Below are 23,022 nucleotides of genomic sequence, written 5' to 3' on the forward strand. Positions count from 1 at the left end.
GTTGAGTCATGGGACTGATCTCGGAGGTGCTGCTGCTGCCGTTCGCTCCGGCGCGCGGCAGCGCCTGGGCGATCAGGCAGGTACTGCGCGAGGCCGAGCGCATCTACTACGACCCGGCCACCGTGCGCGCAGAACTGGCGCAGCTGGAACAGCAGCTGGAGGCGGGAGAGATCACCGAGGAGGAATTCGACCACCGGGAGGACGAGCTCCTGGACCGGCTGGAGATCGGCCTGCGCGGTGGCGCGGGGACAGGTGAGGGGACGGCACGATGAATCGAGTGGGACTGGGCCTCGCGGTAGGGGCCGGATACCTCCTGGGGCGTACGAAGAAACTGAAACTCGCCGTCGCCGTGGGCAGCCTGGTGGCCGGCAAGAAGATGAACCTGAGCCCGCGGCAGCTCGCCGGCCTGGTCAACCAGCAGCTCAAGGACAACCCGCAGTTCAAGGAGATCGGGGACCAGCTGCGCCAGGATCTGCGGGGCGTCGGCAAGGCGGCCTCGGGCGCCATGGTCGAGCGGCAGATGACCGCGCTGGCCGACCGGCTGCACGGCCGGACCGCGCAGGTCCGCGACAGCCTGGCGGGCGTGGCCCCGGACGGCGGCGGCGACACGGAGGACCGGGAGACCGGGGACCGCGACGCCGGCGGCGGCCGGGAGCCGTACGAGGACGACTACGAGGACCGTGAGGGCCGCGAGGCCGGGGAGGCCGGGGAGGCCGACGAGGCGGAGGAGCCCGAGGGCCGCGGCGGCGAGGACCGGGACGCGGGCGCGGCCCCGAGGGCCGCCGGGAAGGCCGCGAAGAAGGCGCCGGGGAAGAAGGTCCCCGGGAAGAAGGCCGCGGCGAAGAAGGCGGCGGCCGGGAAGACCGCGGCCGGCCGGACGGCCGCGAAGAGGGCCGCGTCCGGCGCGCCCCGCGCTGCCGGGTCCCGGCCGGCGAAGGGCGGCGGTGACCGATGACCGAGACCCTGCGATCCGCGACCTCGGCCGCGGGCGACGCGGCCGGCAAGGCCACGAAGGACAACCCGCTGACCGACCTGGCGCACAGCGAGGCGGCCGACCGGCTCAAGGCGGAGGCGCAGGAGTACCTCGCCGCCCAGGCCCAGCGGCTGCTGGTCGGCTTCGGCCGCAAGCTCGGCCAGACCACCGGAAAGCTCAACGACATAGCCGAGGGCAACAGCCCCGGATTCGCCAAGCTCGCCCTGGACAGCGGCCGCAAGCTGGCCGAGGGCAAGGGCCCGCTGCGCACCGCCGTGGAGGTGGGCGCCTCACGCGCCAAGGACAACGTCATGGGAGCGCTGAAGAACCTCACCGGCGGGGGCGGCAAAGGCAAGCGCAAGCGCGGGGCGGGGAACAAGCCGACCGTCATCATCGAGCACATCGACGTCGGCGTACCCGTCCGCACGGCCTACGACCAGTGGACCCAGTACCAGGACTTCAGCACCTTCGCCAAGGGCGTCAAGAGCGTCAGCCGCGGCGACGACACCACCACGGACTGGCAGGGGAAGATCTGGTGGTCCAGCCGCAGCTGGAAGGCCACCACGACCGAGCAGGTGCCCGACTACCGCATCCAGTGGACCGCGGAGGGCGCCAAGGGCACGCCCCGGGGCGTGGTCTCCTTCCACCGCCTGGAGGACAACCTCACCCGCATCCTGCTGGTGATCGAGTACTACCCGAGCGGCTTCTTCGAGAAGACCGCCAACATCTGGCGCGCCCAGGGCCGCCGCACCCGGCTCGACCTGAAGCACTTCGCCCGCTTCATCACCCTCAAGGGCGAGGCGGAGGAGGGCTGGCGCGGTGAGATCCGCGACGGCGAGGTCGTCCGCAGCCACGAGGACGCCGTCGCCGAGGAGGAACGCGCCGAGGAGGAACGCGCCGAGGAGGAGGGCGAGGACTCCGAGGGCGCCGGACAGCCCGAGGCGGAGGAGGAACAGGAGGAAGAGGGGGGCGAGGAGGGGCCGGAGGAGGAAGAGGCCGAGGCCGGCTACGAGGACGAGTCCGAGGCAGAGGAAGAGGAGCCGTACGAGGACGAGGAGGACGACGGCGAGTACGAGGACGAGGAGGAGGGCGACGGGGAGGAGCCCGAGGAGGGTGAAGAGGTGCCCGAGGAGGAGTACGAGCACGCCGAGGGCGGGGGCCGTCGATGACGACTCCCCGCCGGCTGTCCGACCCCTACGGCCCGAGCAGCGGCGCCAACCTCGCCGACATCCTCGAGCGCGTGCTCGACAAGGGTGTCGTCATCGCGGGTGACATCCGCATCAACCTCCTCGACATCGAACTGCTCACCATCAAGCTCCGGCTCGTCGTCGCCTCGGTGGACAAGGCCAAGGAGATGGGTATCGACTGGTGGGAGAGCGACCCGGCGCTCTCCTCCCGGGCCCGCCGCGACGAACTGGCCCGGGAGAACGCCGAGCTGCGCGAGCGGCTGGCGCGGCTGGAGGAACTGGAACTGGGGCAGGGAACACCGGACACGCACCGTGCCGACCGCGCACGGCGCGTGTCCGGTGGCGAGAGCACGGGCCGTTCGCTCCCGAAGGAGGCACCATGACCGGACTGCGGTACGTCTACGCCGTCTGCCGCCCGCTCGGGGCGCCCCTCCAGGCGCAGTTGACCGGGGTGGGCGGCGCCCCGCCCAAGCTGCTCCACCACCACGGCCTGACCGCCGTCGTCAGCGAGGTGCCGGAGCGCGACTTCGACGAGGAACCGCTGCGCGCCCACCTGGAGGACCTGGACTGGCTGGCCGCCACCGCCCGCGCCCACCAGGGGGTGATCGACGCGCTCACCGTCGTCACCACCCCGCTGCCGCTGCGGATGGCGACCGTCTTCCGGGACGACAGCGCGGTGCGCACCATGATCGAGTCCCGCGAGGACCACATCCGCGGGATGCTGCAGCGTCTGGAGGGCCGGGTGGAGTGGGGGGTCAAGGTCTACGTCGAGACCGACCGGCCCGAGGAGGCCGCGCGCCCGGAGCGCAAGCCCGCGTCGGGCCGCGACTATCTGCGGCAGCGCCGGCAGCAGACCCGCGCCCACGAGGACCTGTGGCAGCGCGCCGAGACCTTCGCGACCGCGCTGCACGAACAGCTCGCCGCCTTCGCCGAGGACTCCCGGCTGCACGCCCCGCAGAGCGCCGCCCTCTCGGGCACGGGAGGGCGCAACGTGCTCAACGCGGCGTACCTCGTCCAGCGCGCGCGCTCCGAGGAGTTCGTGGAACTGGTGGACCGCACCAAGGACGACGCACCGGGGCTGCGGGTGGAGCTCACCGGCCCCTGGGCGGCGTACTCCTTCGCGGGCGAGGCGCCCGAGGAGGCACCGGAAGTGGTGCCCGGGGAGGGCGGCAGGGCATGACCGTCGTCGAACGCCGTGAGATCGCCCTGGTGGACCTGCTCGACCGGTTGCTGGCCGGCGGCGTCGTCATCACCGGGGACCTGACCCTGCGCATCGCGGACGTCGATCTCGTCCGCATCGATCTCAACGCGCTGATCAGCTCGGTCAACGCGAACGTTCCCTCCCCGTTCGAGGCCCTGGAGGAGCCGTCGTGACCTCGCGCAGCCCGCGCAAGCGTGTGGAACTGGAGCCCGACACCGTGGAACGGGATCTGGTCAAGCTCGTCCTCACGGTCGTGGAGCTGCTGCGCCAGCTGATGGAGCGCCAGGCGTTGCGCCGCTTCGACGTGGGCGACCTCACGGAGGAGCAGGAGGAGCGGATCGGCCTGACGCTGATGCTCCTGGAGGACCGCATGGCCGAGCTGCGCGACCGCTACGGACTGCGGCCCGAGGACCTCAACCTGGACCTCGGGCCGCTGGGACCGCTGCTGCCCCGGAAGTGAGGACGGCGGTCAGGCTTCCTTGCGGCACAGGATCTCGCCGTGCAGGACGGCGAACCAGCCGTCCGCGCACCGCCCCCACTCCCGCCACGCCTGCGCCACGGCCCGCAGCTCCCCGGCCGTCGCATGGCCGCCCGAGGTGGCGCGCGAGGCGTACTCCGAGGCGAGGGTGCGGTCCGCCCACAGCCCGCTCCACCAGGCCCGTTCGGCGTCCGTGGCGTACGTCCAGGTGCTCGACGCCGACGTGACGCCGGCCTCGGTGAAGCCGGCCGCCAGCGCCCAGGACCGCAGCCGGCGCCCGGCGTCCGGCTCGCCGCCGTTGGCGCGGGCCACCCGCTCGTACAGATCCAGCCAGTCGTCCAGTCCGGGCACCTCGGGGTACCACGTCATCGCCGCGTAGTCGGCGTCGCGGACCGCGACGAGCCCGCCCGGCCGGGTCACCCGGCGCATCTCGCGCAGCGCCCGCACCGGGTCGCCCACGTGCTGGAGCACCTGGTGGGCGTGGACGACGCAGAAGGTGTCGTCGGGGAAGTCCAGGGCGTGCACGTCCGCGACCGCGAAGTCGGCGTTGGTCACCCCGCGTTCGGCGGCCGTGGCGCGGGCCCGGTCCAGGATGCCCGGGGCCCGGTCCACGCCCGTGACGTGCCCGTCGGGGACCAGTGCGGCCAGGTCGGCGGTGATGGTGCCGGGGCCGCAGCCGATGTCCAGCACCTTCATGTGGGGCTTCAGCGAGCCGAGGAGGTAGGCCGCGGAGTTGGCGGCGGTGCGCCAGGTGTGGGAACGCAGGACGGACTCGTGGTGCCCGTGCGTGTAGACGGCCGTCTCCCGTGACGTCGGCATGGCTGTACCCCTTCGCTCGTACGAAGTTTGCCCGGGGCGGGGCCCGGGGCGGCGGTACGGATCACGGTACGCGGACGTGCCGAATGATGAGACCCGCGTTTTGCATACTGGACTGACGGCGTGTCAGCGATGCCGGGGCCGGGGAGGGATGGCAGGGGCAGCGGAGGGTAGGGGGGCCGGGGTCAGTCCTTGGGCAGCGGGCGGTACACCGTCAGCGCCTCCGGCAGGTTCTCCAGCCACAGTTCGCCCTCGACCTCCATGACCTCGCCGTCGTAGGCGAGCAGGGTGCCGGGCGCGACACCGGTCAGGCGCAGGCGTGGCACCTGGACCGCCGCGTGGGCGGGGGAGCGGGTCAGCGGGCCCGCCAGCGCCGCGGACAGCAGCCGCAGGGCGGGCCTGCGGCCCCCGTGCACCACCCGGACGTCGAGCCTGCCGTCCGCCAGGTCCAGCCGGCGGCCCGGCGCCAGGCCCATCCGGTGGTACGTGCCGTTGCCCGCGAACAGCAGCCACAGCGGACGCCGCCGCCCGCCGATCTCGGCCTCCAGCGGATGCCGGTCCGCGCGCAGCACCTTGACCGCCGCCAGCACCCCGGCCGGCCACCCGCCGATCCGGTCCGACCAGCGCTCCCGCTCGCGCACCAGCTCCGGGTAGACACCCAGGCTGAAGGTGTTGAGGAAGACGCCCTCGTGGTCGCCGGCGGTGAAGCGGCCCACGTCCACGCGCACCGCCTCGCCCCGCTCCAGGGCCCGGCTCAGATCCCGTACGTCCTCCACGCCCAGGTCGTAGGCGAAGTGGTTGAGCGTGCCGCCGGGCAGCACCGCCAGGGGCAGGCCGTGGCGCAGGGCGGTCCCGGCGGCGGCGTTCACCGTGCCGTCGCCGCCGCACACCCCGAGCACCCGGGCGCGGGCCGCCGCCCGCTCCAACTCGGCGGGCACGTCGTCCGGTTCGCACTCGACGATCTCCGCCTTGGGCAGCGCGTCCCGCAGTGCGCGGGCCCGGTCGGCGGTGCCCGAGGCGTTGTTGGCCACCAGGACCAGGCCCTCGCCGCCGGGCAGCGCCGGCACGTCGGCGCGGGGCCGGGCCGGCGCGGCGAGCTGGGCGCGCGTGGGCACCAGGCCCCGTACGGCGAAGGCGGCGCCCGCGCCGAGGGCCGCACCCGCCAGCACGTCGCTGGGGAAGTGCACACCGGTGTAGACGCGGGAGAGCGCGACGGACACGGCGACGGGGGCCACCGCGGCGCCCCAGGCCGGGGATTCCAGGGCGACACCGGTCGCGAAGGCGGCGGCGGAGGCCGCGTGCCCGGACGGGAAGGAGGTGGTGATCGGCTGCCGCTTGAGCCGGCGCATCACCGGCACCGGGTCCAGCACCGGCCGGGACCGGCGCACCGAGCGCTTGCCGAGCGTGTTGATGGTGAGGGAGGCCAGGCTCAGCGAGGCCAGCCCGCGCACGGCGGCGCGGCGGGCGCGCGGTGTCCGGCTCGCCGCCACGGCCGCCGCCGTCGCGAACCACAGCACGCCGTGGTTCGCACTGCGGCTCAGCCGCGGCAGCACGGGCCCGGCGCCCGGCCAGTGCCGCTCGGCCGCGAACTCGAACAGGCGGGAGTCCACCGCGAGCAGGCGCCGCAGAACCGAGTGGGCACCGGTCTTCGGGGCGGTGAGGTCGACGTCTGGGCTCATACAGGGACCGTTACCCTGAAGCGGCCGTTTGTTGTGCGCGGTGTGCGCCGTACGGCAGCTCGAGCCCCGACCGGAAAGGTCCCCATGCGCCTGCTCCTCGTACGCCACGGCCAGACGCCCTCCAACGTGGACATGCTGCTGGACACGGCCGTTCCCGGGCCGGGGCTGACCGAGCTGGGCGAGCGGCAGGCCGCCGCGCTGCCCGGGGCGCTGGCGGGGGAGGACGTCGAGGCGGTGTACGCCTCGACCCTGGTGCGCACCCAGCTCACCGCCGCCCCGCTGGCGGCCGCGCGCGGGCTGGAGGTCCTCGTCCGCGACGGCCTCCGGGAACTGTCGGCGGGCGAGCTGGAGAGGGAGCCGGGCGAATCCGAGCGCGGACGGCGGTACATGCGCACGGTGCTGGCCTGGGCCGCGGGAGAAACGTCCCTGCGGATGCCGGGGCCGGGCGGGGAGACCGGCGCGGAGGCGCTGGCGCGGTACGACGCGGTGGTCGCGGAGGCCGCCCGCGGCGGGGCGCGCACGGTCGCCATGGTCAGCCACGGCGCGGCCATCCGGCTGTGGACCGCCGTCCGCGCCCGCAACCTGGACGCGGACTTCGCCGCCACTCACTCCCTGCGCAACACCGGAGTGGTCGCCCTGGAGGGCACACCCGCCACCGGCTGGACGGCCCTGACCTGGGCGGACGCCACCATCACCCCTACGGGAGAGCCGGGCCCGGCCGGCCGGCCGCTGCGGGCGGGGTAGGGCGCGGGGAGCCGGGGCCCGCGCCGCGACGCCCGCGACGCCCACGCCGCCCGCGACGCCCGGCCCCGGCGGCCGGCCCCGGCCGCTGCCGCCCGCGCCGCAACGGCCTCGGCCGCTGCCGCGCGCGCCGGCCGCCGCGGCGGCGGGGGAGGCGGGGGGCTGCGCAGGCGGCGGGGGCGGACGCGCCGCGGGGTGCGGTGGTGGCGCGTCGGCCGGGAGAGCTGCGGATAAGTGTTTGCCCAGGTGTTCGGGGCGCCCGCAGAATGCGTGGTCATGGGACATCTGGAAGCCGCGCACCTGGAGTACTTCCTCCCCGACGGGAGGGCGCTGCTCGGCGACGTGTCCTTCCGCGTGGGCGAGGGGGCCGCCGTCGCCCTCGTCGGACCCAACGGCGCGGGCAAGACGACGCTGCTGAGACTGATCTCCGGCGAGCTCAAGCCGCACGGCGGCACCGTCACCGTCAGCGGCGGCCTCGGCGTGATGCGGCAGTTCGTGGGCTCCGTACGGGACGAGACCACGGTGCGCGACCTGCTCGTGTCGGTCGCCCCGCCGCACATCCGGCAGGCCGCCCGGGCCGTCGACGCGGCCGAGCACGCCATCATGACGGTCGACGACGAGGCCGCTCAGCTCGACTACGCCCAGGCGCTCGCGGACTGGGCGGAGGCCCGCGGCTACGAGGCCGAGACGCTGTGGGACATGTGCACCACGGCCGCCCTCGGCGTGCCGTACGAGAAGGCGCAGTGGCGGCAGGTGCGCACCCTGTCGGGCGGCGAGCAGAAGCGGCTGGTCCTCGAGGCGCTGCTGCGCGGCACCGACGAGGTGCTGCTGCTGGACGAGCCGGACAACTATCTGGACGTGCCCGGCAAGCGCTGGCTCGAGGAACGGCTGAAGGAGACCCGCAAGACCGTCCTGTTCGTCTCGCACGACCGTGAACTCCTCGCCCGCGCCGCCGAGAAGATCGTGTCGGTCGAACCGGGACCCGGCGGCGCCGACGCCTGGGTGCACGGCGGCGGATTCGCCACCTACCACGAGGCCCGGCGCGAGCGCTTCGCCCGCTTCGAGGAGCTGCGCCGCCGCTGGGACGAGAAGCACGCGCAGCTGAAAAAGCTGGTGCTGAACCTGCGCCAGGCGGCGACCGTCAGCCACGAGCTGGCCTCGCGCTACCAGGCCGCCCAGACGCGGCTGCGCAAGTTCGAGGAGGCGGGGCCGCCGCCGGAGCCGCCGCGCGAGCAGGACATCCGCATGCGGCTGAGGGGCGGCCGTACCGGCGTACGCGCCGTCACCTGCGCCGGCCTGGAACTGACCGGCCTGATGAAACCCTTCGACCTGGAGGTGTTCTACGGCGAACGGGTCGCCGTCCTGGGCTCCAACGGCTCGGGCAAGTCGCACTTCCTGCGGCTGCTGGCCGGCGAGGACGTGGCGCACACCGGCCGGTGGAAGCTGGGGGCCCGCGTGGTCCCCGGGCACTTCGCCCAGACCCACGCGCACCCCGAGCTGCGGGGGCGCACCCTGCTGGACATCCTGTGGAAGGAGCACGCGCAGGACCGCGGCGCCGCCATGTCCCGGCTGCGCCGCTACGAGCTGACCGGTCAGGCGGAGCAGACCTTCGACCGCCTCTCCGGCGGCCAGCAGGCCCGCTTCCAGATCCTGCTGCTGGAGCTGGCCGGTGCCACGGCCCTGCTCCTGGACGAGCCCACCGACAACCTCGACCTGGAGTCCGCGGAGGCGCTCCAGGAGGGGCTGGAGGCCTTCGAGGGCACGGTCCTCGCCGTCACCCACGACCGCTGGTTCGCCCGCTCCTTCGACCGCTACCTGGTCTTCGGCAGCGACGGCAGGGTCCGCGAGACGACCGAACCGGTCTGGGACGAGCGCCGCGTCGAGCGCGCGAGGTAAGCGCGCGAGACAGCCCCGGTGGCACCGGGCCGGTCCATGTGGAGCGCCGCCCGGGCGGGCCCGGGTGGAGCCTTGCCCGGGCGGGCCCCGGGGAGCCTTGCCCGCGAGCCTTGCCCGCGGACCGGGCGGCTCCGGCCCGGCGGGGGGAGCCGGCGTCCGGGGACGCGGGGAGGGCGACGTCCGGCCATGCCGACCCGCATCGCGTCGCCGGACGAGTCCGATCGGACGGTGCTCGGCCGCGCGGCCCGGTGAGACCGGGCGGGGCGGGCCGAGTGCCTGCCCTGCCCCGCCCCGGCCCGGGCCGACAGGGGGCAGGCGGGCGTACCCGCATGGCCGGCCGCGCGACGCTGTTGCCGCCTGTGCGGGGACGTCGGCGGGGTGCGGCAGGGAGCGTGCGGTTCGGATGCGTGCGGCCGTCCCGGCGTGCCTGCCGGGCAGCGGCGCCCCGTCCCGGCCGGCCGCGGGCGCCGCGCGTTCCGTCGGGGCGGCGGCGCCGTGCGGCGGGTCGCGGTGGGCGGCCCGCCCCCGGCCGGGGACGGGCTCAGCGCCAGCGCAGAATCGCGGCCAGGCCGCCCGACGGGATGTCCTCCTCGGTCGGTGCCACCGGCGACAGGGACAGGGCCGTCGCGTCGGTGGCGACCGCGGAGCGGAGCAGGGCGTCGTCGGCACGGGCCGGCCAGGAGTGCTGCTCACCGAGAATCTCCAGATCCGTACGGCGCACCGCCAGCTGGTCCGGGTCCTCGCCGATCCACACCTCCCGGTGGTTGTCGGGGCCGTCCGGGGCGATCAGCAGCTCCTCCAGACGGTGCTCACGGGCCGCCTCGACCAGCGCCGGCACGCCCTCCACGGCCCGGACACGGCCCTCGTCGTCGGGGGCCTTGGCGGACCGGAAGCGGTCCAGCTCCGCCTCGACCCGCCGACGGACGTGCTCGGCGCGGATCCGCTCCACTTCGTCGTCCAGCAGCCTGCTGCCGGCCCCGTGGGCCGACTCCACCACACGGTCCTGCAGCCGCTTGGGCAGCCGCTCGCGCACCTCGCGCCGCTCCCGCTCGTCCCCGACCACGATCAGCAGATCGGCCCCGCTCTCCTCCTGGCACACGCTCAGCGCGTCCGCGATCTCCGCCGCGTTGTGCTCCCAGGTGTTCTCCACCTTCAGCTGGAAGTGCCGCTCCGACCAGTCGACGCTGCTCGTACGGTGAATGGGCCACTGCTGTCCCACCACCGTGGCGGCCTTCTGCCTCCCCAGCGAGCTGCGCAGCTCGAAGTCCGCGCCCTTGCGGTCGACGTACGCCACGATCGCCACCGGGTCCTCGCCCGCCAGGTCCAGCAGCGGCCCCACCCGCGGCAGCGGCGCCCACTCGGCCCAGCTGCCGCCCTGCGGCGGACGCGCCAGGTGCGGGTCCAGGACGACGGTGCCCTCCCGTGCGAACAGGGCCCGCCCGTGCGGGTCGGGGGAGTGGCGCAGTTCGTCGATCGCGTCCTCCACCGCCCGGCAGGTGGGCTCGCCCGCGCCCTGCTGGGCCAGCTCGCGCCCCATCGCCTGCGCCGTCAGATGCAGCTCGTGCGCCATGTCCTCCGAGCGCCGGGAGGTGTCGACGTACACGGAGGCCCAGGGGCCCGGGTGTTCGTACAGTGGATTCAGAAAAGCGAGATCCATGGCTCCCTCCCGGATGCCGTTCGGTGGTAGTGCACGCCGGGCGGGTACCCGGACCACATGAACGAACACGACGAGCGGGGCAACACCATGACCGGAGTCGACCCGGGGCGGCTGGACGATCAACAGCTCATGAAGGAGCTGGAGACCATCCACCGCACGCGTCACGACACCCTGCTGTACGGCTCGAACGACGCGCTGCGGGCGCACAACGAGCGCATGGCGCAGCTCGAGGGGGAGTACCTGCGCCGCAATCCGCGGCGCACGATCGCCGCGAGCCGCACCCGGGAAGGCGCACGGGAACGCGGATGCGGGGAGTCGGCGACTCCCCGCGCCTGACCCGGCGGGGCCCGTCCGGCCCCGATCGTGTCCGCCGGCGTGCTTCCTGCGGTGCGCCGGCGGGCTCCGCGGGAAGCACGCCGCAGGGCAGCCGCAGGGCAGCCGCAGGGCAGCACAACGGCCGACGTCCGACGCCGGCCGTTGTGCTGCCCTGCGGGGGAGGAAGCGGCGCGGGTCAGCCCGCTCCCGCCGTCTCCTGCGCGAACACCTCCAGGAACGTCTCGCAGAACGCCTTCAGGTCGTCCGGCTTGCGGCTGGTGACCAGCTTGTTCGGCCCGTGGTCGCAGACCTTCACCTGCTCGTCCACCCAGGTGCCGCCCGCGTTGCGGATGTCCGTGCGCAGGCTGGGCCACGACGTCAGCACCCGGTCCCGTACGGCACCGGCCTCCACCAGCGTCCACGGCGCGTGGCAGATCGCGGCCACCGGACGGCCCCCGTCGAAGAAGTCCTTCACGAAGGCGACGGCCTTCTCGTCCATCCGCAGGAAGTCCGGGTTGGCCACGCCGCCGGGCAGGACCAGCCCGCCGAAGGAGGACGCGGAGGTCTCCGCGACGACCTCGTCCACGGGGAACGTGTCCGCCTTGTCCAGGTGGTTGAACGCCTGGACCTCACCGGACCGGGTCGACACGAGCACGGTCTCGTGCCCCGCGTCCTTCGCGGCCTGCCAGGGCTCGGTGAGCTCCACCTGCTCCACGCCCTCGGGGGCGGTCAGAAATGCGATGCGCATGATGTCTCAGGGTTCCTTTCGTCGGCGCCGTCGCACGTACGACGGCGCCCGCGGCACGGGCCCGTACCCCGTGCCCGTAGTGCCGGTAGTGCTCGTAGTGCCCGTACCAGCGCTCGGTCAGGTGCTCGATCGTGCTGGATCGTGCTCGGATTCAGTTCCCGGACCCGCCCCGCGGCCCCCGCGGCCCCGACTCCGGCCGGGGACCGGAACGGGGCCCGGCCGCAAGCCCGGAAGAAGGCCCGGGAGGAGGCCCGGAAGAAGGCCCGGAAGGGGGTTCGGAAGAAGGCTCGGAACGGCTGATGCCGGCGAGCGTGGACTCCGGGTCCAGCGCCTCGGCGAGGTCGCCCAGGCCGACCATGCCGACCGGCAGGCCGTCCTCGACGACCGGAAGCCGCCGTACGGCGTGCTCACGCATCAGGGCGACGGCCGTCGCCACGGGGTCGTGCGGCCCCACGATGTGCACGCCCGGCGTGCACACCGAGCGGGCGCTGGCCGTCTGCGGGTCCAGGCCCTCGGCGACCGCCCGCACCGCGATGTCGCGGTCGGTCAGCACGCCGACGACCTCCTGCCCGTCGGCCACCACCACGTCGCCGATGTCCTGCGAGCGCATCAGCCGTGCCGCCTCCGCCACCGAGGCGTCCGGGCGCACGGCCACCACGCCCGGTGTCATCACGTCCCTCACGAGTCCAGCCATCACTTCGGGGCCCTTCCTGCCCGTGGGCGAGCCGGGGGATGCCGCGGTCGGTCGTGCGGTACGACGACGCCCGCAGTACCCCCGGGGCGCAGGCCTATGCCCGGTCCTCCCGCGCGGGCCGCTCGGTGCGGGTCAGCTCCTTCGCCAGCTCCTGCACATTGGTGTAGCGCGCCTTGCGTGGCAGGGCGTCCAGCGCGTCGATGAGCGCGTCGGGCGCGTTCTTGCGGCGCAGGACGTTCATCAGCTCGCCCGGAGTCGCCGGGAAGGCGCTGCGGCCGAGGATCCTGGCCAGTTCCAGACGCACCGTCTCCAGGGACGCCCGGGAGTCGCCCGGCGCCACCGGACCACCCCAGACCTGCGGGTCGTCCTCGGCGGTGGGCTCCGGGTCGTGCCACTCCTCGCTCCGCGTGGGATGGCCGGACCTGAGCAGACCCTGTAGTTCGTGCTTCATCTCGTCGTCACGGTGGGCACTCAGCCGGTCGCTGCCTCGCTGCATGTCTCCCTCCACATCGTCAGGGGTGGCCCCCGCGTACCCGTGCAGGGTCGGCCGACACCGGGTGTTTGCGACGGGACGGCGGGGGCAGGGGCACAGTCAGTGCTTCGGACCGGAGGCACGTCCGTGGGAGCGGCCCAGGCCGCCCACGCGTGCCGCGGTCCGGCCGGGTTCGCGCGCCCACGGTGACCGTCCATCCCCGAGCACTCCGAGGGAGCTGCGACGCACCATGCGAACTCAAGCGAGCGCGAGGCACCACCCGCACGACGACGCACCCGACACCGCCGAGGCGTTCCAGCGGCTCGCCACCCTCCCTCCCGGCGCGCGGCGAGACGCCCTGCGCGAGGAGATCGTCGAGGCCTGGCTGCCCATGGCCGAACGGCTCGCCGGACGCTTCCGCAGCCGCGGCGAGAGCTACGAGGACCTGCGCCAGGTGGCCGCCCTGGGCCTGGTCAAGGCCGTCGACCGGTACGACCCCGAGCGCGGCAACGCCTTCGAGAGCTACGCCGTGCCCACCATCACCGGTGAGATCAAGCGGCACTTCCGCGACCACATGTGGACGCTGCACGTGCCCCGCCGGGTGCAGGACCTGCGCAACCGGGTCCGCTTCGCGGCGCAGGAGCTGTCCCAGACCGTCCCGGGCCGCCACGCGCCCACCGTGGCCGAGATCGCCGAGCACGCCGGCATGAGCGAGGAGGACGCCCGTACGGGCCTGGAGGCGCTGGAGAGTTTCACCGCCCTCTCGCTCGACGCCGAACTGCCCGGCAGCGAGGACGGCTACTCGCTGACCGACTGCCTCGGCTCGCCCGACCCGGCGCTGGACACCGTGGTCGACCGCGAGGCCGTCAGGCCGCGGCTCGCGGCGCTGCCCGAGCGGGAGCGGGCCATCCTGTACATGCGCTTCTTCGGCGACATGACCCAGAGCCGGATCGCCGAGCAGCTGGGCATCTCGCAGATGCACGTCTCCCGCCTGATCAGCCGCTGCTGCGACCGCCTGCGCGACCAGGTGATGCGGGACGGGGTGTGAACCCCGCCAGGACGTGACCCGCGCCTGTGCGTGACCCCGCCAGGATGTGGCCCGCGCCTGTGCGTGGCCCGCGCCTGTGCGTGGCCCGCGCCTGTGCGTGACCCCGCCAGGATGTGGCCCGCGCCTGTGCGTGGCCCGCGCCTGTGCGTGGCCCGCGCCTGTGCGTGACCCCGCCTGTGCGTGGCCCGCGCCTGTGCGTGGCCCGCGCCTGTGCGTGACCCCGCCTGTGCGTGGCCCGCGCCTGTGCGTGACCCCGCCCGTGCGTGGCCCGCGCCTGTGCCTGCCCCGGCCCGTGCGTACCCCGGCCCGTGCGTGACCCCCGCCCGTGGGGCGTCGGGTGCGATGCGGGGCGTCGGGGGCCGCTGCCGCCGCTGCCGGCGTCACCCGATAGGCCGTCCGCCGTCCCGCGAATGGGGCTCGGCCGCGCGCGGAGCGCGGCGCCGGAGGCTGTGATGGCTGCGGAAGGAAGGCACGCGCCGTGCCCTCAGACGCCGCCGGCCCAAGGAGCCCCGCCGATGCGCCGAACCGTCCCCCGCGCCCTGCACGCCGCCGTTCTGGCCGGCCTCATAACCGGCGCCACGGCGACGGCCGCGACCGCGGCCGTCGCGGCGGACGCCCTCCGCCCGGCCGGCTCCGGCGTCAGCCCCGCTCCCGCCCCCACCACGTGCCCGCGGGCCGGGGGCACCGCTCACGAAGGCCCGGCGCTTCCCCTCGCCCCGGGCACGCACGCGACCGGCCCCTGCCCCGAGGCGTTCCGGAAGACCCCGCGCGCCGCCGGCACGGGACGCCCTGGCACCGCGGGCACCAGCACGGGCAACTCCGGCACCACGGGCACCGACGCCGGACGCACAGGCACCGCGGGTGCCGGCACCCCAGCCACCAGCGCAAGCCGCCCCGGCACACCGCCGACCGGCACCGGACGCACCGGCACCCGGAGCGGCGGAGTCACGGGTGCCCCGCGGAGGAAGGCGCTGCCCGTTCCGGCGGCCGCGGCGACTCCTACCGCCCAGGCGCCCGGGGCGTCGCCGTCCGGCGCCGCAAAGGCGCAGGACGCCTCCCAGGACCCGCTGCTCCAGGACGCCCTGGCGCACGACCCAGCGGCTGACCCGGCCGGCCCGGCGGACCAGGCGGCGCCGGACGCGTCGTACGACCCCGCCCAGCCCCAGCCCCAGCCCCTGGCCCGGGACTCGGCGGACGGCCCGGCGGACGATCCGGTCGACGCAGCGACGGACGCAGCGACGGACGCAGCGACGGACGGCGCGACGGACGACGCGGTGGACGACGCGGCGGGCGCCGGAGCGGGCGACCCGGCGCGCGACCCCGCGGACCTCCGCACGTACGACCCGGCCTCCGGCGACCCGTCTCCCGCCGACCCGCCCTCCGGTACCCCGGCGCGCGACCCGGCCCAGGCACTGAGCGCCGCATCGAAGGCCCCCGGCGGCTCCGGCCGCGACACGGGCTCCGGGGACGGGGCCTCGCGCGAGCCGGGGCGGCTGCCCGCGCCCCACGACTCCGCCGCCGACGACTCCCACGACGACGACTCCCACGCCGACGACTCCCACGGCCCCGCGGCCCCCTGCACCGACCGCGGCGACCACGCCGGACGCTCCCAGGGCACAGGGGGATCCGAGCGCACGGGACGCTCCGGCCGCGACTGCGCCGACGGCGCCGGCAGCGCCGTCCAGCACGGTGTGCGGGCCGGGCAGGGCGGCTCCTTCACCGCGTCGCTGCCCGCGCTGATCTGCGGCGGTGCGCTGATCGCGGCGGCGTGCGGCGCGGCGGTGCACCGGGTGTGGCGCCGCGACCGGGCGGGCCGCTGACGGGGCCGGTGTCCCGCGCCGCGTGACACCCGCGAGCGGTGTGACCTTCGCGACGCGCCGGACGGGCCATGACACGGCGCCGTTACGGGTACTCGCGGGCCGAAGGGGCTCCGCCGCGGACGGACCCGTCACCGCGGACCGACCGGTGGTCCTGTGGACCGACCGGTGGTCCCGCCGACCCGGCCCGCCCCCGCGGCGACCCGGCGACACGATGCCACGGCGTCCCATCGACACGACGTCACGGCGTCCCGGCGTCACGGCGTACGACGACACGACACGGCACGGCACGGCACCAGGGACTGCACCAGGGACTGCGCGGAGGTATCCCATGCGGCGGACGGACCTGGAAGGCCACGGACCCGTCCGCTACGGGCCGTCGGCACTCCCCGACGACGGTCTGCCCGTGCTGCCGGAGCTGTCCGCCACGCTCGCCGCGGCCGCCGGCCGCTCCCGGCAGAGGCCCATCGGCGGCGGCACGGCGCTGCTGGACGCGGCCCGCGGCTACTGGATGCGCCGCGGACTGCCCACCCCCGCCGACCGCGTGGCCGCCGGGCCGGGCGCGCCCTTCCTGCTGCTGGCGCTGACCGCCGCGCTCGGCGGGGACGTCCTCGTGCCGCGGCCGTGCGCCGCCTGGTGGGTGCCGTACGCGCGCCTGCTGGGGCGGCCCGCCTTCCCCGTCGCCACCCCCGCCGAGTGCGGGGGCGTACCCGATCCGTACGCCCTGCTGGAGACCGTCCGCAGGGTCCGCGCCGAGGGCGGCGACCCCCGGCTGCTCGTGCTGTCCGTCGCCGACGACCCCACCGCCACCGTGGCCCCGCCCGAGGTGCTGCACGAGGCCGTCGAGGCCGCCGCGGGCGAGGGACTGCACCTGGTCAGCGACGAGACCTGGCGCGACACCGTGCACGAGCCGCACGAGACGGTGCTGCTCAGCCCGGCCGAGATGCTCCCCGAACGGGTCAGCGTCGTCACGGACCTGGCCGGCGCCTTCCTGCCGGCCGGCTGGCCGGCCGCCGTCGCCCGCTTCCCCGCCGGGGCCGCCGGCGACGCGCTGCACGCGCGCGTGCTCGACGTCCTCACCGCACTGGACGCCCGGATCGCCGAACCGGTCGCCGTCGCCGCCGCCTACGCCCTGGACGAGCCCGACGCCGTCACCGAGCGCCTGACCGCCTCCGTACGCCTGCACGCGCGCGTGGCCCGCGCCGCGCACGCCGCCGTGGTCGCGGCCGGCGCGCCGGCCCGTCCGCCGCAGGCCGGACGCCACCTGTACGTCGACCTCGGGCCCCTGCGCGGCGCCCTCGCCGCCCACGGGGTGAGCGACGCGCAGGAGCTCGAGGAATGGCTCGGCGCGCGTCTGGGCGTGCCCGCACCGGGCGGCCACCGCTTCGGCGACGACCTCGGGGCGCTGCGCGTACGGCTGTCCACCGCGGACCTGATCGACGGCACGGACGAGGAGCGCGAGGAATGCCTCCGGTCTCCCGCGCCGTTGGAACTGCCACACGTGCAACGCGCGTTGATGTCCCTGAGGTCGGTTTTCGACGATCTCCGCGACGACGCTCAGCGATGGGAGCCCCCTCGATGACGCAGCAGTCCGAGTCGACCACTTCCACGACCGCGACCACGCCCACGACCCCGGCCCGGAGCATCCCGCAGCCCGACGACCCCGCGACCGCCACCGCCCTCGCCCCGGGGTCAGCCCCCTTCCCGCCGCTCGCCGCGCCCCGGCCGCTGGGCGAGCCGCGCGTGTGGCCCCGTAGCTTCCACGACCGGCTCACCGCCCCGCTGCCCGGCCTGAAGGCCATCGCCCGGTTCGCCCGCGAGGGCGCCGTGCGGCCGGGCAAGGAGGGCCTCGCCGACATCCCGCTGCTGCCCTACGAGCCCGGTCCGCTGCCGCGCGTGGACGCCCGCACGATCGCCGTCACCTGGGCGGGACACGCCAGTTGGGTGATCCGGATCGGCGGGCTGACCGTGCTCACCGATCCGGTGTGGTCCCGGCGCATCGTCGGCACCCCGGCCCGCGTCACGCCCGTGGGCGTCGCCTGGGAGGCCCTGCCGCCCGTCGACGCGGTCGTCATCAGCCACAACCACTACGACCACCTGGACGCGCCCACGCTGCGCCGGCTGCCGCGCGACACACCGGTGTTCGTGCCGGCCGGCCTCGGCCGCTGGTTCCGGCGGCGCCGGTTCACCCGCGTCACCGAGCTGGACTGGTGGGAGGCGGCCGAACTGCCGGCGAGGAGCGGTGACGGCGCCCCGGACGGGGAGCGCGGCGGGCGGCGGGCGGCGGTCCGCTTCGACTTCGTGCCCGCCCACCACTGGTCCAAGCGCACCCTCACCGACACCTGCCGCAGCCTGTGGGGCGGCTGGGTGCTGACCGCGCCCGACGGGCAGCGCGTCCACTTCGCCGGCGACACCGGGTACGGCCACTGGTTCTCCCGCATCGGCCGCCGCTACCCGGGGATCGACCTCGCCCTGCTCCCCATCGGCGCCTACGACCCCCGGTGGTGGCTCAGGGACGTCCACTGCGACCCGGAGGAGGCGGTGCGGGCGGCGCAGGACCTCGGCGCCCGCCGCATGGCCCCCATGCACTGGGGCACGTTCGTGCTGTCCGCCGAACCGGTGCTGGAACCCCTCACCCGCGTCCGCACCGCCTGGACCAGGGCGGGCCTGCCCAGAGAGGACCTCTGGGACCTCCCCGTCGGAGCGTCCCGCGTCCTCACGTGAGTCACGTGAGTCCCCCCGTCCCACCTGACGGGTCGGAGCCGGGGCGGGGGAGCCGGGGCGGGCGAGCCGGAGCGGCGCCGCGGGGCGGCGGCCTCAGCCGGAGCGGTGCCCAGGGGCCGGGCGGCGCAGCCGGCGCCAGGCGCTCGGCGCCGCGCCGATCAGGATGGTGAGGACGACGGCCGCCGCCACGCCCTCCCAGGGCTCCTCGAACAGCGAGCCGCCGAGAACGCCGATCACCTGGTACGTCAGCGCCCAGGCCAGACAGGCGGGCAGATTGCCGCGGGAGAAGCGGCGCAGCGGCCACTGCGCCAGCAGGCACGCCAGCATCACCGGTATGCGCCCGGCCGGCACCAGCCGCGACAGCACCAGCACGGCCACCCCGTGCCCGGCGAGCTTCTCCTGGGCCTGCGCCAGCCGGTCCTCCGGAGCCCGCGAGCGGATCGCCTCCAGCCAGCGCGAGCCGTTCCTCGACCTCAGCCCGCGCCGCCCGAGCCAGTACAGCGTCGCGTCCCCGAGGAACGCCGCCAGCGACGCGGTGACGAACACCAGCAGCAGCGACAGCGGCGCCGTACGGTGCACGGCCACGACCGCCGCCGAACTGACCAGCGCGCCCGTGGGCACCACCGGCACCAGCGCGCCGATCAGCACCAGCAGGAACAGCGACGGATACCCGAACGCCTGCTGGGCGGGCTCCGCCGGAACCCCGGACGTCACCGCGGACGTCACGGCGGCGGCGAGCGGTATCACCGGGCGACCTCCAGGCGCACGCTCTCCCCGTGCCCGAGCCGGTGCACCGTCACGCTGGGCGCACGCAGCGCGGCCAGGCGCACGAACTCATCACCGGGCGCATGGAACTCGTGCGGGCGCACGGCGTCCATCCCGATCGGCCAGTACGTGCCGTAGTGCACCGGCACCGCGCTGCGCGGCGCCAGCCGGGCCAGCGCCTGCGCGGCCCGGCCCGCGTCCAGGTGCCCCTCGCCGAGGTACGGTCCCCAGCCGCCCACCGGCAGCAGCGCCGCGTCCACCGCACCGACCTCCTCGGCCATCTCCTCGAACAGGCCGGTGTCCCCGGCGAAGTAGGTCCGTGCCTCGCCCTCGACGACATAGCCGAGGGCGGGGGAGCGGCGCGGGCCCAGCGGGAACCGGCGCCCGTCGTGCCGGGCCGGCACCACCCGCACCGCGATCCCGCCCACCTCCACCCGGTCCCCGGGCGCCACCTCCGTCACCCGCAGCCGCGCGAGCCGGCGCAGCCCCGGTACGGCCCGGCGCGCGCCCCGGGGCACGAGCAGGCGCGTGCCCGGGGCGAGCCGGGCCAGAGAGGGAACGTGCAGGTGGTCGGCGTGCAGATGGGAGACCAGCGCGACGTCCGCGTGCCAGGCGCTCGGGGGCGGCAGCGCGCCGCGCCGGCGGCGCAGATGCGCGAGCCGGCGGGCGAACAGGGGATCGGTCAGGACGCGTACGTCCGAATCCTCGACCGTGCAGGTGGCGTGACCCCACCAGGTGATCTCCACCGGCACCTTTTCGCCTCCCTCGCGCGACTCCCCCTGAGCCTACGTGCAGGAGTAGGGTCGGCGGCGAAAACCCGGAGGTGAGGGGGACGCCATGGGAGAAGTGCGGGACGCCCGCGGCCAGGCCGCCGCGACGGCCGTCCGGGTCACGGCGATCGCCAGCCTGACGCCTCTGGAGGAGCTGCACGAGGACCCCTTCCTGGTGGACTCGCGCAGCCAGCACGCGATGTGCGCCCGCTGGGCGGCCGAGCGGGGCTATGTGGTCGCGCGCGAACTGCTGGTCCGCGGCCTGCGCCCCGACCACGCGGCCCTGTGGGACGGGGTACGGCCCGGAGTCGACCTGTTCGTCGCCCCCAGCCGGCGGGTGCTGGAGCGGGCGGTGTCCTCCGTGGAGGAGTTCGCCGCGGAGTGCGCGCGGCGCGGTGTCCGCGTGGAGACGGTGGGGCAGGCGGAGCCGTCGTACGACGCCCAGATGATGGCGCGGGTGCACCGCCGCCTGTCCATGCCGACGGCGGGCTACGACGGCCGGTAGGTGCCGACGACGCCCGCCGGCCCGAGGCCGGGCAGGCGCGCACAGGGGCGTGCGGGGGGCGTGCGGGTGCCCGACGGGCTCGCGGTGGCACGGGGGGCGCGTGACGGCCCGGGGCGTACGGTCGCCCGGCCGGCGCCCTCGGGGCCTGTGACAAGCTGGAGCCGGGGAGCCGGGCCCGTGCGGAGGGCCGGGCCGGGATGTGACCGGGATCTGCCGGGATGTGAGGGGTGTCGGCGTGCGCGGCGGGTGGTGGCGGCGGGCCGCCAGTCAGGTGGGGCGGAGCGTCACGGTGTGGGCGGTCTCCACGCTCACCATGCTCGTGCTCGCCGGGATCCTGCCGGACTTCCGGCTGCAGTCGCCCGACGGGGACAGCGCCACCACCATCGCCGTGACCGCCGCCCTCGGCGCCGGCGCCTTCGGCGTGCTGTCGGCCGTCGCCTGGCCGCTGCTCGTGCGGCTGCTGCTGCTCGTGCCCGCACTGGTCCTCGGGCTGCTGGTGTTCTTCCTCAACGGCTCGCTGCTCCTGCTCGCCCTGCGGGTCAACCCCGCCGGCCGGCCCGAGGCGGCACCCGAGACCGCCGTGATCGTGGCGGCGGTGATGTCCGCGGTCGCGTCGGCGACCGGCGCCGCGCTCGCCGTCCGCGACGACGACGCCTACCGGCGCCGGCTGCACCGGCTGGCCGACCGCCGCCGCAGACGGCAGCCGCCCTGCCCGCCCACGCCGGGCATGGTCGTCGTCCAGCTCGACGGGGTGGGGTACGACGTGCTGCGGGACGCGGTCGACGAGGGCCTGATGCCGACCGTCGCCCGCTGGCTCGGTTCCGGATCCGGCCCCGGCCTGCCGCCCACCCACCGGCTCACCCCCTGGCGCACCGACTGGTCCAGCCAGACCGGCGCCAGCCAGCTCGCCATCCTGCACGGCACCAACCACGACGTCCCCGCCTTCCGCTGGTACGAGAAGGACACCGGCGAGGTGATGGTCTGCAACCGTCCCACCAGCGCCGTGGAGCTCCAGCGCCGCGCCGTCGAACGCACCGGCGACCCGGGGCTGCTCGCCGCCGACGGGGCTAGCCGCGGCAACCTGTTCAGCGGCGGCGCCGGCGAACTCGCCCTCGTACTGTCGGTGTCCGCCCGGCGCGGGCCCGGCAACCGCTCCCGCGCGGGCTACTTCGCCTACTTCTGCGACCCCGCCAACGCCGTGCGCACCGCGCTGTCCTTCGCCGCCGAGGCCGGCCGCGAGATCGGCCAGTCGCTGCGCGCCCGCTTCCGCCGGCAACGCCCGCGCGTCTCCCGCGGCGGCCTGTACCCGCTGGTGCGCGCCTTCGCGACCGTGGTCGAGCGGGACGTCGTGGTCGCCGCGGTGATGGGCGACCTGCTCGCCGGCCGCACCGCCGTCTACGCCGATCTGGTCGCCTACGACGAGGTGGCCCACCACTCGGGGCCGCGCAGCCGGGACGCCGCCAAGGTGCTGCGGCGGCTGGACCGCTCGCTCGCCCTGATCGAGAAGGTCGCCGAGCACGCCCCGCGCCCGTACCGGATCGTGGTGCTGTCCGACCACGGGCAGAGTCCCGGCGAGACCTTCCGCTCCCGCTACGGCCTCACCCTGGGCGACCTGGTGCGGGCCGGCTGTGGACTGCCCGTGCCGCGCCGGGCCGAACGCACCCACAGCGGCGCCGAGGCGCGCGCCGCCGTACGGGCCGCGCTGCGCCGCCCGGTGGAGGAGCACGGCGGGCCCGCGGGACCCGCCCCCCGCTCGGAGCCGGTCGTGCTGGCCTCCGGCAACCTGGGCCTGGTCTCCTTCCCGGACGTGCCGCACCGGATGAGCCGGGAGGAGATCGACGCCCGCCATCCCGCGCTGCTGCCCACGCTCGCCAACCATCCCGGCATAGGGTTCCTGCTCGTGCGCAGCGAGCGGCACGGCGGCCTCGTGCTCGGCGCGCACGGCGCGCGGATACCGCTGGACGAACTCGACACCGACCCCGGCCCGCTCGCCGCCTTCGGCCCCGGCGCCGCCGACGCGGTCCGCCGCACCCACTCCTTCCCGCACACCGCCGACATCATGGTCAACTCCTGCTACGACCCGGCCGACGGCGAGGTTCTCGCCTTCGAGGAGCAGATCGGCTCCCACGGCGGCCTCGGCGGCGCCCAGGGCCGTCCGTTCCTGCTGTCGCCGCTGGCCTGCTCCGCTCCCGCGGGCGAGCCGGACGGGGAACTCGTCGGCGCCGAGCGGATCCACGGCGTCCTGCGCCGCTGGCTGGCCGAGGCGGCGGGCGCGACGGAGGAACCGGACGGGGAGCCGCAGCGCGAGCAGCCGCGCGCGGGCGAGGAGCCGGAGCGGGAGGAGCGGGCCGCCTGACCGTGGTGCCGCGCCCCGCGCCGGCCCGCCCGGCGTCCGCCGGGCGCCCGGCCCCCGGGGCGGCTCGCGGGTGGGTTCCCCGGGCACGTCGCGGCCGTTCGGCGGGTCCGCGGGGCGCGGATGTGATCGGATGGTGGGCGGGTACGGAATCCCGGCAACGGGACCCTAGGCGAAAGGTAT

Annotated in this window: 23 protein-coding genes and 1 pseudogene; 16 read left to right on the forward strand and 8 right to left on the reverse strand. The window is 75.6% G+C overall.

The features are described 5' to 3' along the window. The first annotated feature begins 8 nt into the window (after nt 1-8). Genes ACI2LW_RS13960 through ACI2LW_RS13990 form a run of 7 tightly spaced genes read left to right on the forward strand, consistent with a single transcriptional unit; the run spans nt 9 to nt 3,821 of the window. On the forward strand, nt 9-272 hold the full coding sequence (locus tag ACI2LW_RS13960; protein WP_404731410.1) for a gas vesicle protein GvpG: 264 nt from the start codon (nt 9-11) through the stop codon (nt 270-272). Next, a complete protein-coding gene (locus ACI2LW_RS13965) occupies nt 269-955 on the forward strand; it encodes a DNA primase (RefSeq protein WP_404731411.1) in 687 nt (228 codons plus the stop codon). Before ACI2LW_RS13960 ends, ACI2LW_RS13965 begins: the two co-directional genes overlap by 4 nt. Further along, nucleotides 952-2,142 (forward strand): SRPBCC family protein, encoded by a 1,191-nt coding sequence (locus ACI2LW_RS13970; protein ID WP_404731412.1) that lies wholly within the window; start codon nt 952-954, stop codon nt 2,140-2,142. Before ACI2LW_RS13965 ends, ACI2LW_RS13970 begins: the two co-directional genes overlap by 4 nt. Next, the gene (gene gvpJ / locus ACI2LW_RS13975) at nt 2,139-2,543 is read left to right on the forward strand and encodes a gas vesicle protein GvpJ (RefSeq protein ID WP_404731413.1); all 405 of its coding nucleotides are present in this window, start codon (nt 2,139-2,141) and stop codon (nt 2,541-2,543) included. Before ACI2LW_RS13970 ends, gvpJ begins: the two co-directional genes overlap by 4 nt. Then, nucleotides 2,540-3,340 carry a GvpL/GvpF family gas vesicle protein gene (locus ACI2LW_RS13980; RefSeq protein ID WP_404731414.1) on the forward strand — a complete coding sequence of 267 codons (801 nt, stop codon included), beginning with the start codon at nt 2,540-2,542 and terminating at the stop codon, nt 3,338-3,340. Before gvpJ ends, ACI2LW_RS13980 begins: the two co-directional genes overlap by 4 nt. Then, entirely contained in the window at nt 3,337-3,534 is a 198-nt protein-coding gene (locus tag ACI2LW_RS13985) for a gas vesicle protein (RefSeq protein WP_404731415.1), read from the forward strand. Before ACI2LW_RS13980 ends, ACI2LW_RS13985 begins: the two co-directional genes overlap by 4 nt. Next, nucleotides 3,531-3,821, forward strand: a complete 291-nt coding sequence (locus tag ACI2LW_RS13990; RefSeq protein WP_404731416.1) for a gas vesicle protein K — start codon at nt 3,531-3,533, stop codon at nt 3,819-3,821. Before ACI2LW_RS13985 ends, ACI2LW_RS13990 begins: the two co-directional genes overlap by 4 nt. 9 nt (nt 3,822-3,830) lie before the next feature. On the opposite strand, the gene ACI2LW_RS13995 is transcribed toward ACI2LW_RS13990, so the two are convergent. Both ACI2LW_RS13995 and ACI2LW_RS14000 read right to left on the reverse strand, forming a co-directional pair. Continuing rightward, nucleotides 3,831-4,658, reverse strand: a complete 828-nt coding sequence (locus ACI2LW_RS13995; RefSeq protein ID WP_404731417.1) for a class I SAM-dependent methyltransferase — start codon at nt 4,656-4,658, stop codon at nt 3,831-3,833. Nucleotides 4,659-4,840: 182 nt separating this feature from the next. Continuing rightward, a complete protein-coding gene (locus ACI2LW_RS14000) occupies nt 4,841-6,334 on the reverse strand; it encodes a bifunctional phosphatase PAP2/diacylglycerol kinase family protein (protein ID WP_404731418.1) in 1,494 nt (497 codons plus the stop codon). An 84-nt stretch (nt 6,335-6,418) separates the two neighbouring features. Here ACI2LW_RS14000 and ACI2LW_RS14005 point away from each other — a divergent pair, with 84 nt between their 5' ends. Then, the gene (locus ACI2LW_RS14005) at nt 6,419-7,078 is read left to right on the forward strand and encodes a histidine phosphatase family protein (RefSeq protein WP_404731419.1); all 660 of its coding nucleotides are present in this window, start codon (nt 6,419-6,421) and stop codon (nt 7,076-7,078) included. 273 nt (nt 7,079-7,351) lie between these two features. After that, complete coding sequence (locus ACI2LW_RS14010; RefSeq protein WP_404731420.1) at nt 7,352-8,971, forward strand: ABC-F family ATP-binding cassette domain-containing protein; 1,620 nt, start codon at nt 7,352-7,354, stop codon at nt 8,969-8,971. A gap of 541 nt (nt 8,972-9,512) precedes the next feature. Here the strand turns inward: ACI2LW_RS14010 and ACI2LW_RS14015 are convergent. Continuing rightward, nucleotides 9,513-10,628 carry a Vms1/Ankzf1 family peptidyl-tRNA hydrolase gene (locus ACI2LW_RS14015; protein ID WP_404731421.1) on the reverse strand — a complete coding sequence of 372 codons (1,116 nt, stop codon included), beginning with the start codon at nt 10,626-10,628 and terminating at the stop codon, nt 9,513-9,515. Nucleotides 10,629-10,685: 57 nt separating this feature from the next. Here ACI2LW_RS14015 and ACI2LW_RS14020 point away from each other — a divergent pair, with 57 nt between their 5' ends. Further along, nucleotides 10,686-10,964, forward strand: a complete 279-nt coding sequence (locus ACI2LW_RS14020; RefSeq protein ID WP_404731422.1) for a DUF6158 family protein — start codon at nt 10,686-10,688, stop codon at nt 10,962-10,964. A gap of 175 nt (nt 10,965-11,139) precedes the next feature. Here ACI2LW_RS14020 and ACI2LW_RS14025 read toward each other — a convergent pair whose 3' ends face one another. The 3 genes and pseudogenes from ACI2LW_RS14025 to ACI2LW_RS14035 form a co-directional block, all read right to left on the reverse strand. Beyond that, entirely contained in the window at nt 11,140-11,691 is a 552-nt protein-coding gene (locus ACI2LW_RS14025) for a type 1 glutamine amidotransferase domain-containing protein (RefSeq protein WP_404731423.1), read from the reverse strand. A gap of 283 nt (nt 11,692-11,974) precedes the next feature. Beyond that, nucleotides 11,975-12,385: pseudogene (locus tag ACI2LW_RS14030) on the reverse strand (CBS domain-containing protein); the annotation flags it as partial. Between the two features lie 94 nt (nt 12,386-12,479). Next, complete coding sequence (locus ACI2LW_RS14035; protein WP_404731424.1) at nt 12,480-12,881, reverse strand: DUF2795 domain-containing protein; 402 nt, start codon at nt 12,879-12,881, stop codon at nt 12,480-12,482. A gap of 226 nt (nt 12,882-13,107) precedes the next feature. On the opposite strand from ACI2LW_RS14035, the gene ACI2LW_RS14040 reads away from it, so the two are divergent. The 4 genes from ACI2LW_RS14040 to ACI2LW_RS14055 all read left to right on the forward strand — a co-directional run bounded on the left by ACI2LW_RS14040 (nt 13,108) and on the right by ACI2LW_RS14055 (nt 18,446). Continuing rightward, a complete protein-coding gene (locus ACI2LW_RS14040; RefSeq protein WP_404731425.1) occupies nt 13,108-13,905 on the forward strand; it encodes an RNA polymerase sigma factor SigF in 798 nt (265 codons plus the stop codon). A gap of 515 nt (nt 13,906-14,420) precedes the next feature. Beyond that, nucleotides 14,421-15,725 (forward strand): hypothetical protein, encoded by a 1,305-nt coding sequence (locus ACI2LW_RS14045; RefSeq protein ID WP_404731426.1) that lies wholly within the window; start codon nt 14,421-14,423, stop codon nt 15,723-15,725. A gap of 328 nt (nt 15,726-16,053) precedes the next feature. Further along, nucleotides 16,054-17,304 carry an aminotransferase class I/II-fold pyridoxal phosphate-dependent enzyme gene (locus tag ACI2LW_RS14050; protein WP_404731427.1) on the forward strand — a complete coding sequence of 417 codons (1,251 nt, stop codon included), beginning with the start codon at nt 16,054-16,056 and terminating at the stop codon, nt 17,302-17,304. Further along, nucleotides 17,301-18,446 carry an MBL fold metallo-hydrolase gene (locus tag ACI2LW_RS14055; RefSeq protein ID WP_404731428.1) on the forward strand — a complete coding sequence of 382 codons (1,146 nt, stop codon included), beginning with the start codon at nt 17,301-17,303 and terminating at the stop codon, nt 18,444-18,446. Before ACI2LW_RS14050 ends, ACI2LW_RS14055 begins: the two co-directional genes overlap by 4 nt. 93 nt (nt 18,447-18,539) lie before the next feature. Here ACI2LW_RS14055 and ACI2LW_RS14060 read toward each other — a convergent pair whose 3' ends face one another. Both ACI2LW_RS14060 and ACI2LW_RS14065 read right to left on the reverse strand, forming a co-directional pair. Beyond that, entirely contained in the window at nt 18,540-19,193 is a 654-nt protein-coding gene (locus ACI2LW_RS14060; protein ID WP_404731429.1) for a DedA family protein, read from the reverse strand. Next, entirely contained in the window at nt 19,190-19,963 is a 774-nt protein-coding gene (locus tag ACI2LW_RS14065) for an MBL fold metallo-hydrolase (RefSeq protein WP_404731430.1), read from the reverse strand. Before ACI2LW_RS14065 ends, ACI2LW_RS14060 begins: the two co-directional genes overlap by 4 nt. An 85-nt stretch (nt 19,964-20,048) precedes the next feature. Between ACI2LW_RS14065 and ACI2LW_RS14070 the strand changes: the two genes are divergently transcribed. Continuing rightward, a complete protein-coding gene (locus tag ACI2LW_RS14070; protein ID WP_404731431.1) occupies nt 20,049-20,486 on the forward strand; it encodes a hypothetical protein in 438 nt (145 codons plus the stop codon). A gap of 235 nt (nt 20,487-20,721) precedes the next feature. Next, nucleotides 20,722-22,842, forward strand: coding sequence for a phage holin family protein (locus tag ACI2LW_RS14075; protein WP_404731432.1), 2,121 nt, complete (start codon nt 20,722-20,724; stop codon nt 22,840-22,842). Nucleotides 22,843-23,022: the final 180 nt, after the last annotated feature.

Source organism: Streptomyces sp. NPDC004065, assembly GCF_044903565.1.
Lineage (GTDB): Bacteria > Actinomycetota > Actinomycetes > Streptomycetales > Streptomycetaceae > Streptomyces.

Excerpts from the sequence above, each read along its gene's own strand:
- ACI2LW_RS13965 (WP_404731411.1), top strand. The coding sequence starts at position 269 with ATGAATCGAGTGGGACTGGGCCTCGCGGTAGGGGCCGGATACCTCCTG.
- ACI2LW_RS13970 (WP_404731412.1), top strand. The coding sequence starts at position 952 with ATGACCGAGACCCTGCGATCCGCGACCTCGGCCGCGGGCGACGCGGCC.
- ACI2LW_RS14070 (WP_404731431.1), top strand. The coding sequence starts at position 20,049 with ATGGGAGAAGTGCGGGACGCCCGCGGCCAGGCCGCCGCGACGGCCGTC.
- ACI2LW_RS14010 (WP_404731420.1), top strand. The coding sequence starts at position 7,352 with ATGGGACATCTGGAAGCCGCGCACCTGGAGTACTTCCTCCCCGACGGG.
- ACI2LW_RS13960 (WP_404731410.1), top strand. The coding sequence starts at position 9 with ATGGGACTGATCTCGGAGGTGCTGCTGCTGCCGTTCGCTCCGGCGCGC.
- ACI2LW_RS14015 (WP_404731421.1), bottom strand. The coding sequence starts at position 10,628 with ATGGATCTCGCTTTTCTGAATCCACTGTACGAACACCCGGGCCCCTGG.
- ACI2LW_RS14025 (WP_404731423.1), bottom strand. The coding sequence starts at position 11,691 with ATGCGCATCGCATTTCTGACCGCCCCCGAGGGCGTGGAGCAGGTGGAG.
- ACI2LW_RS13985 (WP_404731415.1), top strand. The coding sequence starts at position 3,337 with ATGACCGTCGTCGAACGCCGTGAGATCGCCCTGGTGGACCTGCTCGAC.
- ACI2LW_RS14020 (WP_404731422.1), top strand. The coding sequence starts at position 10,686 with ATGAACGAACACGACGAGCGGGGCAACACCATGACCGGAGTCGACCCG.
- ACI2LW_RS14050 (WP_404731427.1), top strand. The coding sequence starts at position 16,054 with ATGCGGCGGACGGACCTGGAAGGCCACGGACCCGTCCGCTACGGGCCG.
- ACI2LW_RS14035 (WP_404731424.1), bottom strand. The coding sequence starts at position 12,881 with ATGCAGCGAGGCAGCGACCGGCTGAGTGCCCACCGTGACGACGAGATG.
- ACI2LW_RS14005 (WP_404731419.1), top strand. The coding sequence starts at position 6,419 with ATGCGCCTGCTCCTCGTACGCCACGGCCAGACGCCCTCCAACGTGGAC.
- ACI2LW_RS13980 (WP_404731414.1), top strand. The coding sequence starts at position 2,540 with ATGACCGGACTGCGGTACGTCTACGCCGTCTGCCGCCCGCTCGGGGCG.
- ACI2LW_RS14045 (WP_404731426.1), top strand. The coding sequence starts at position 14,421 with ATGCGCCGAACCGTCCCCCGCGCCCTGCACGCCGCCGTTCTGGCCGGC.
- ACI2LW_RS13995 (WP_404731417.1), bottom strand. The coding sequence starts at position 4,658 with ATGCCGACGTCACGGGAGACGGCCGTCTACACGCACGGGCACCACGAG.
- gvpJ (WP_404731413.1), top strand. The coding sequence starts at position 2,139 with ATGACGACTCCCCGCCGGCTGTCCGACCCCTACGGCCCGAGCAGCGGC.
- ACI2LW_RS14000 (WP_404731418.1), bottom strand. The coding sequence starts at position 6,334 with ATGAGCCCAGACGTCGACCTCACCGCCCCGAAGACCGGTGCCCACTCG.
- ACI2LW_RS14055 (WP_404731428.1), top strand. The coding sequence starts at position 17,301 with ATGACGCAGCAGTCCGAGTCGACCACTTCCACGACCGCGACCACGCCC.
- ACI2LW_RS14040 (WP_404731425.1), top strand. The coding sequence starts at position 13,108 with ATGCGAACTCAAGCGAGCGCGAGGCACCACCCGCACGACGACGCACCC.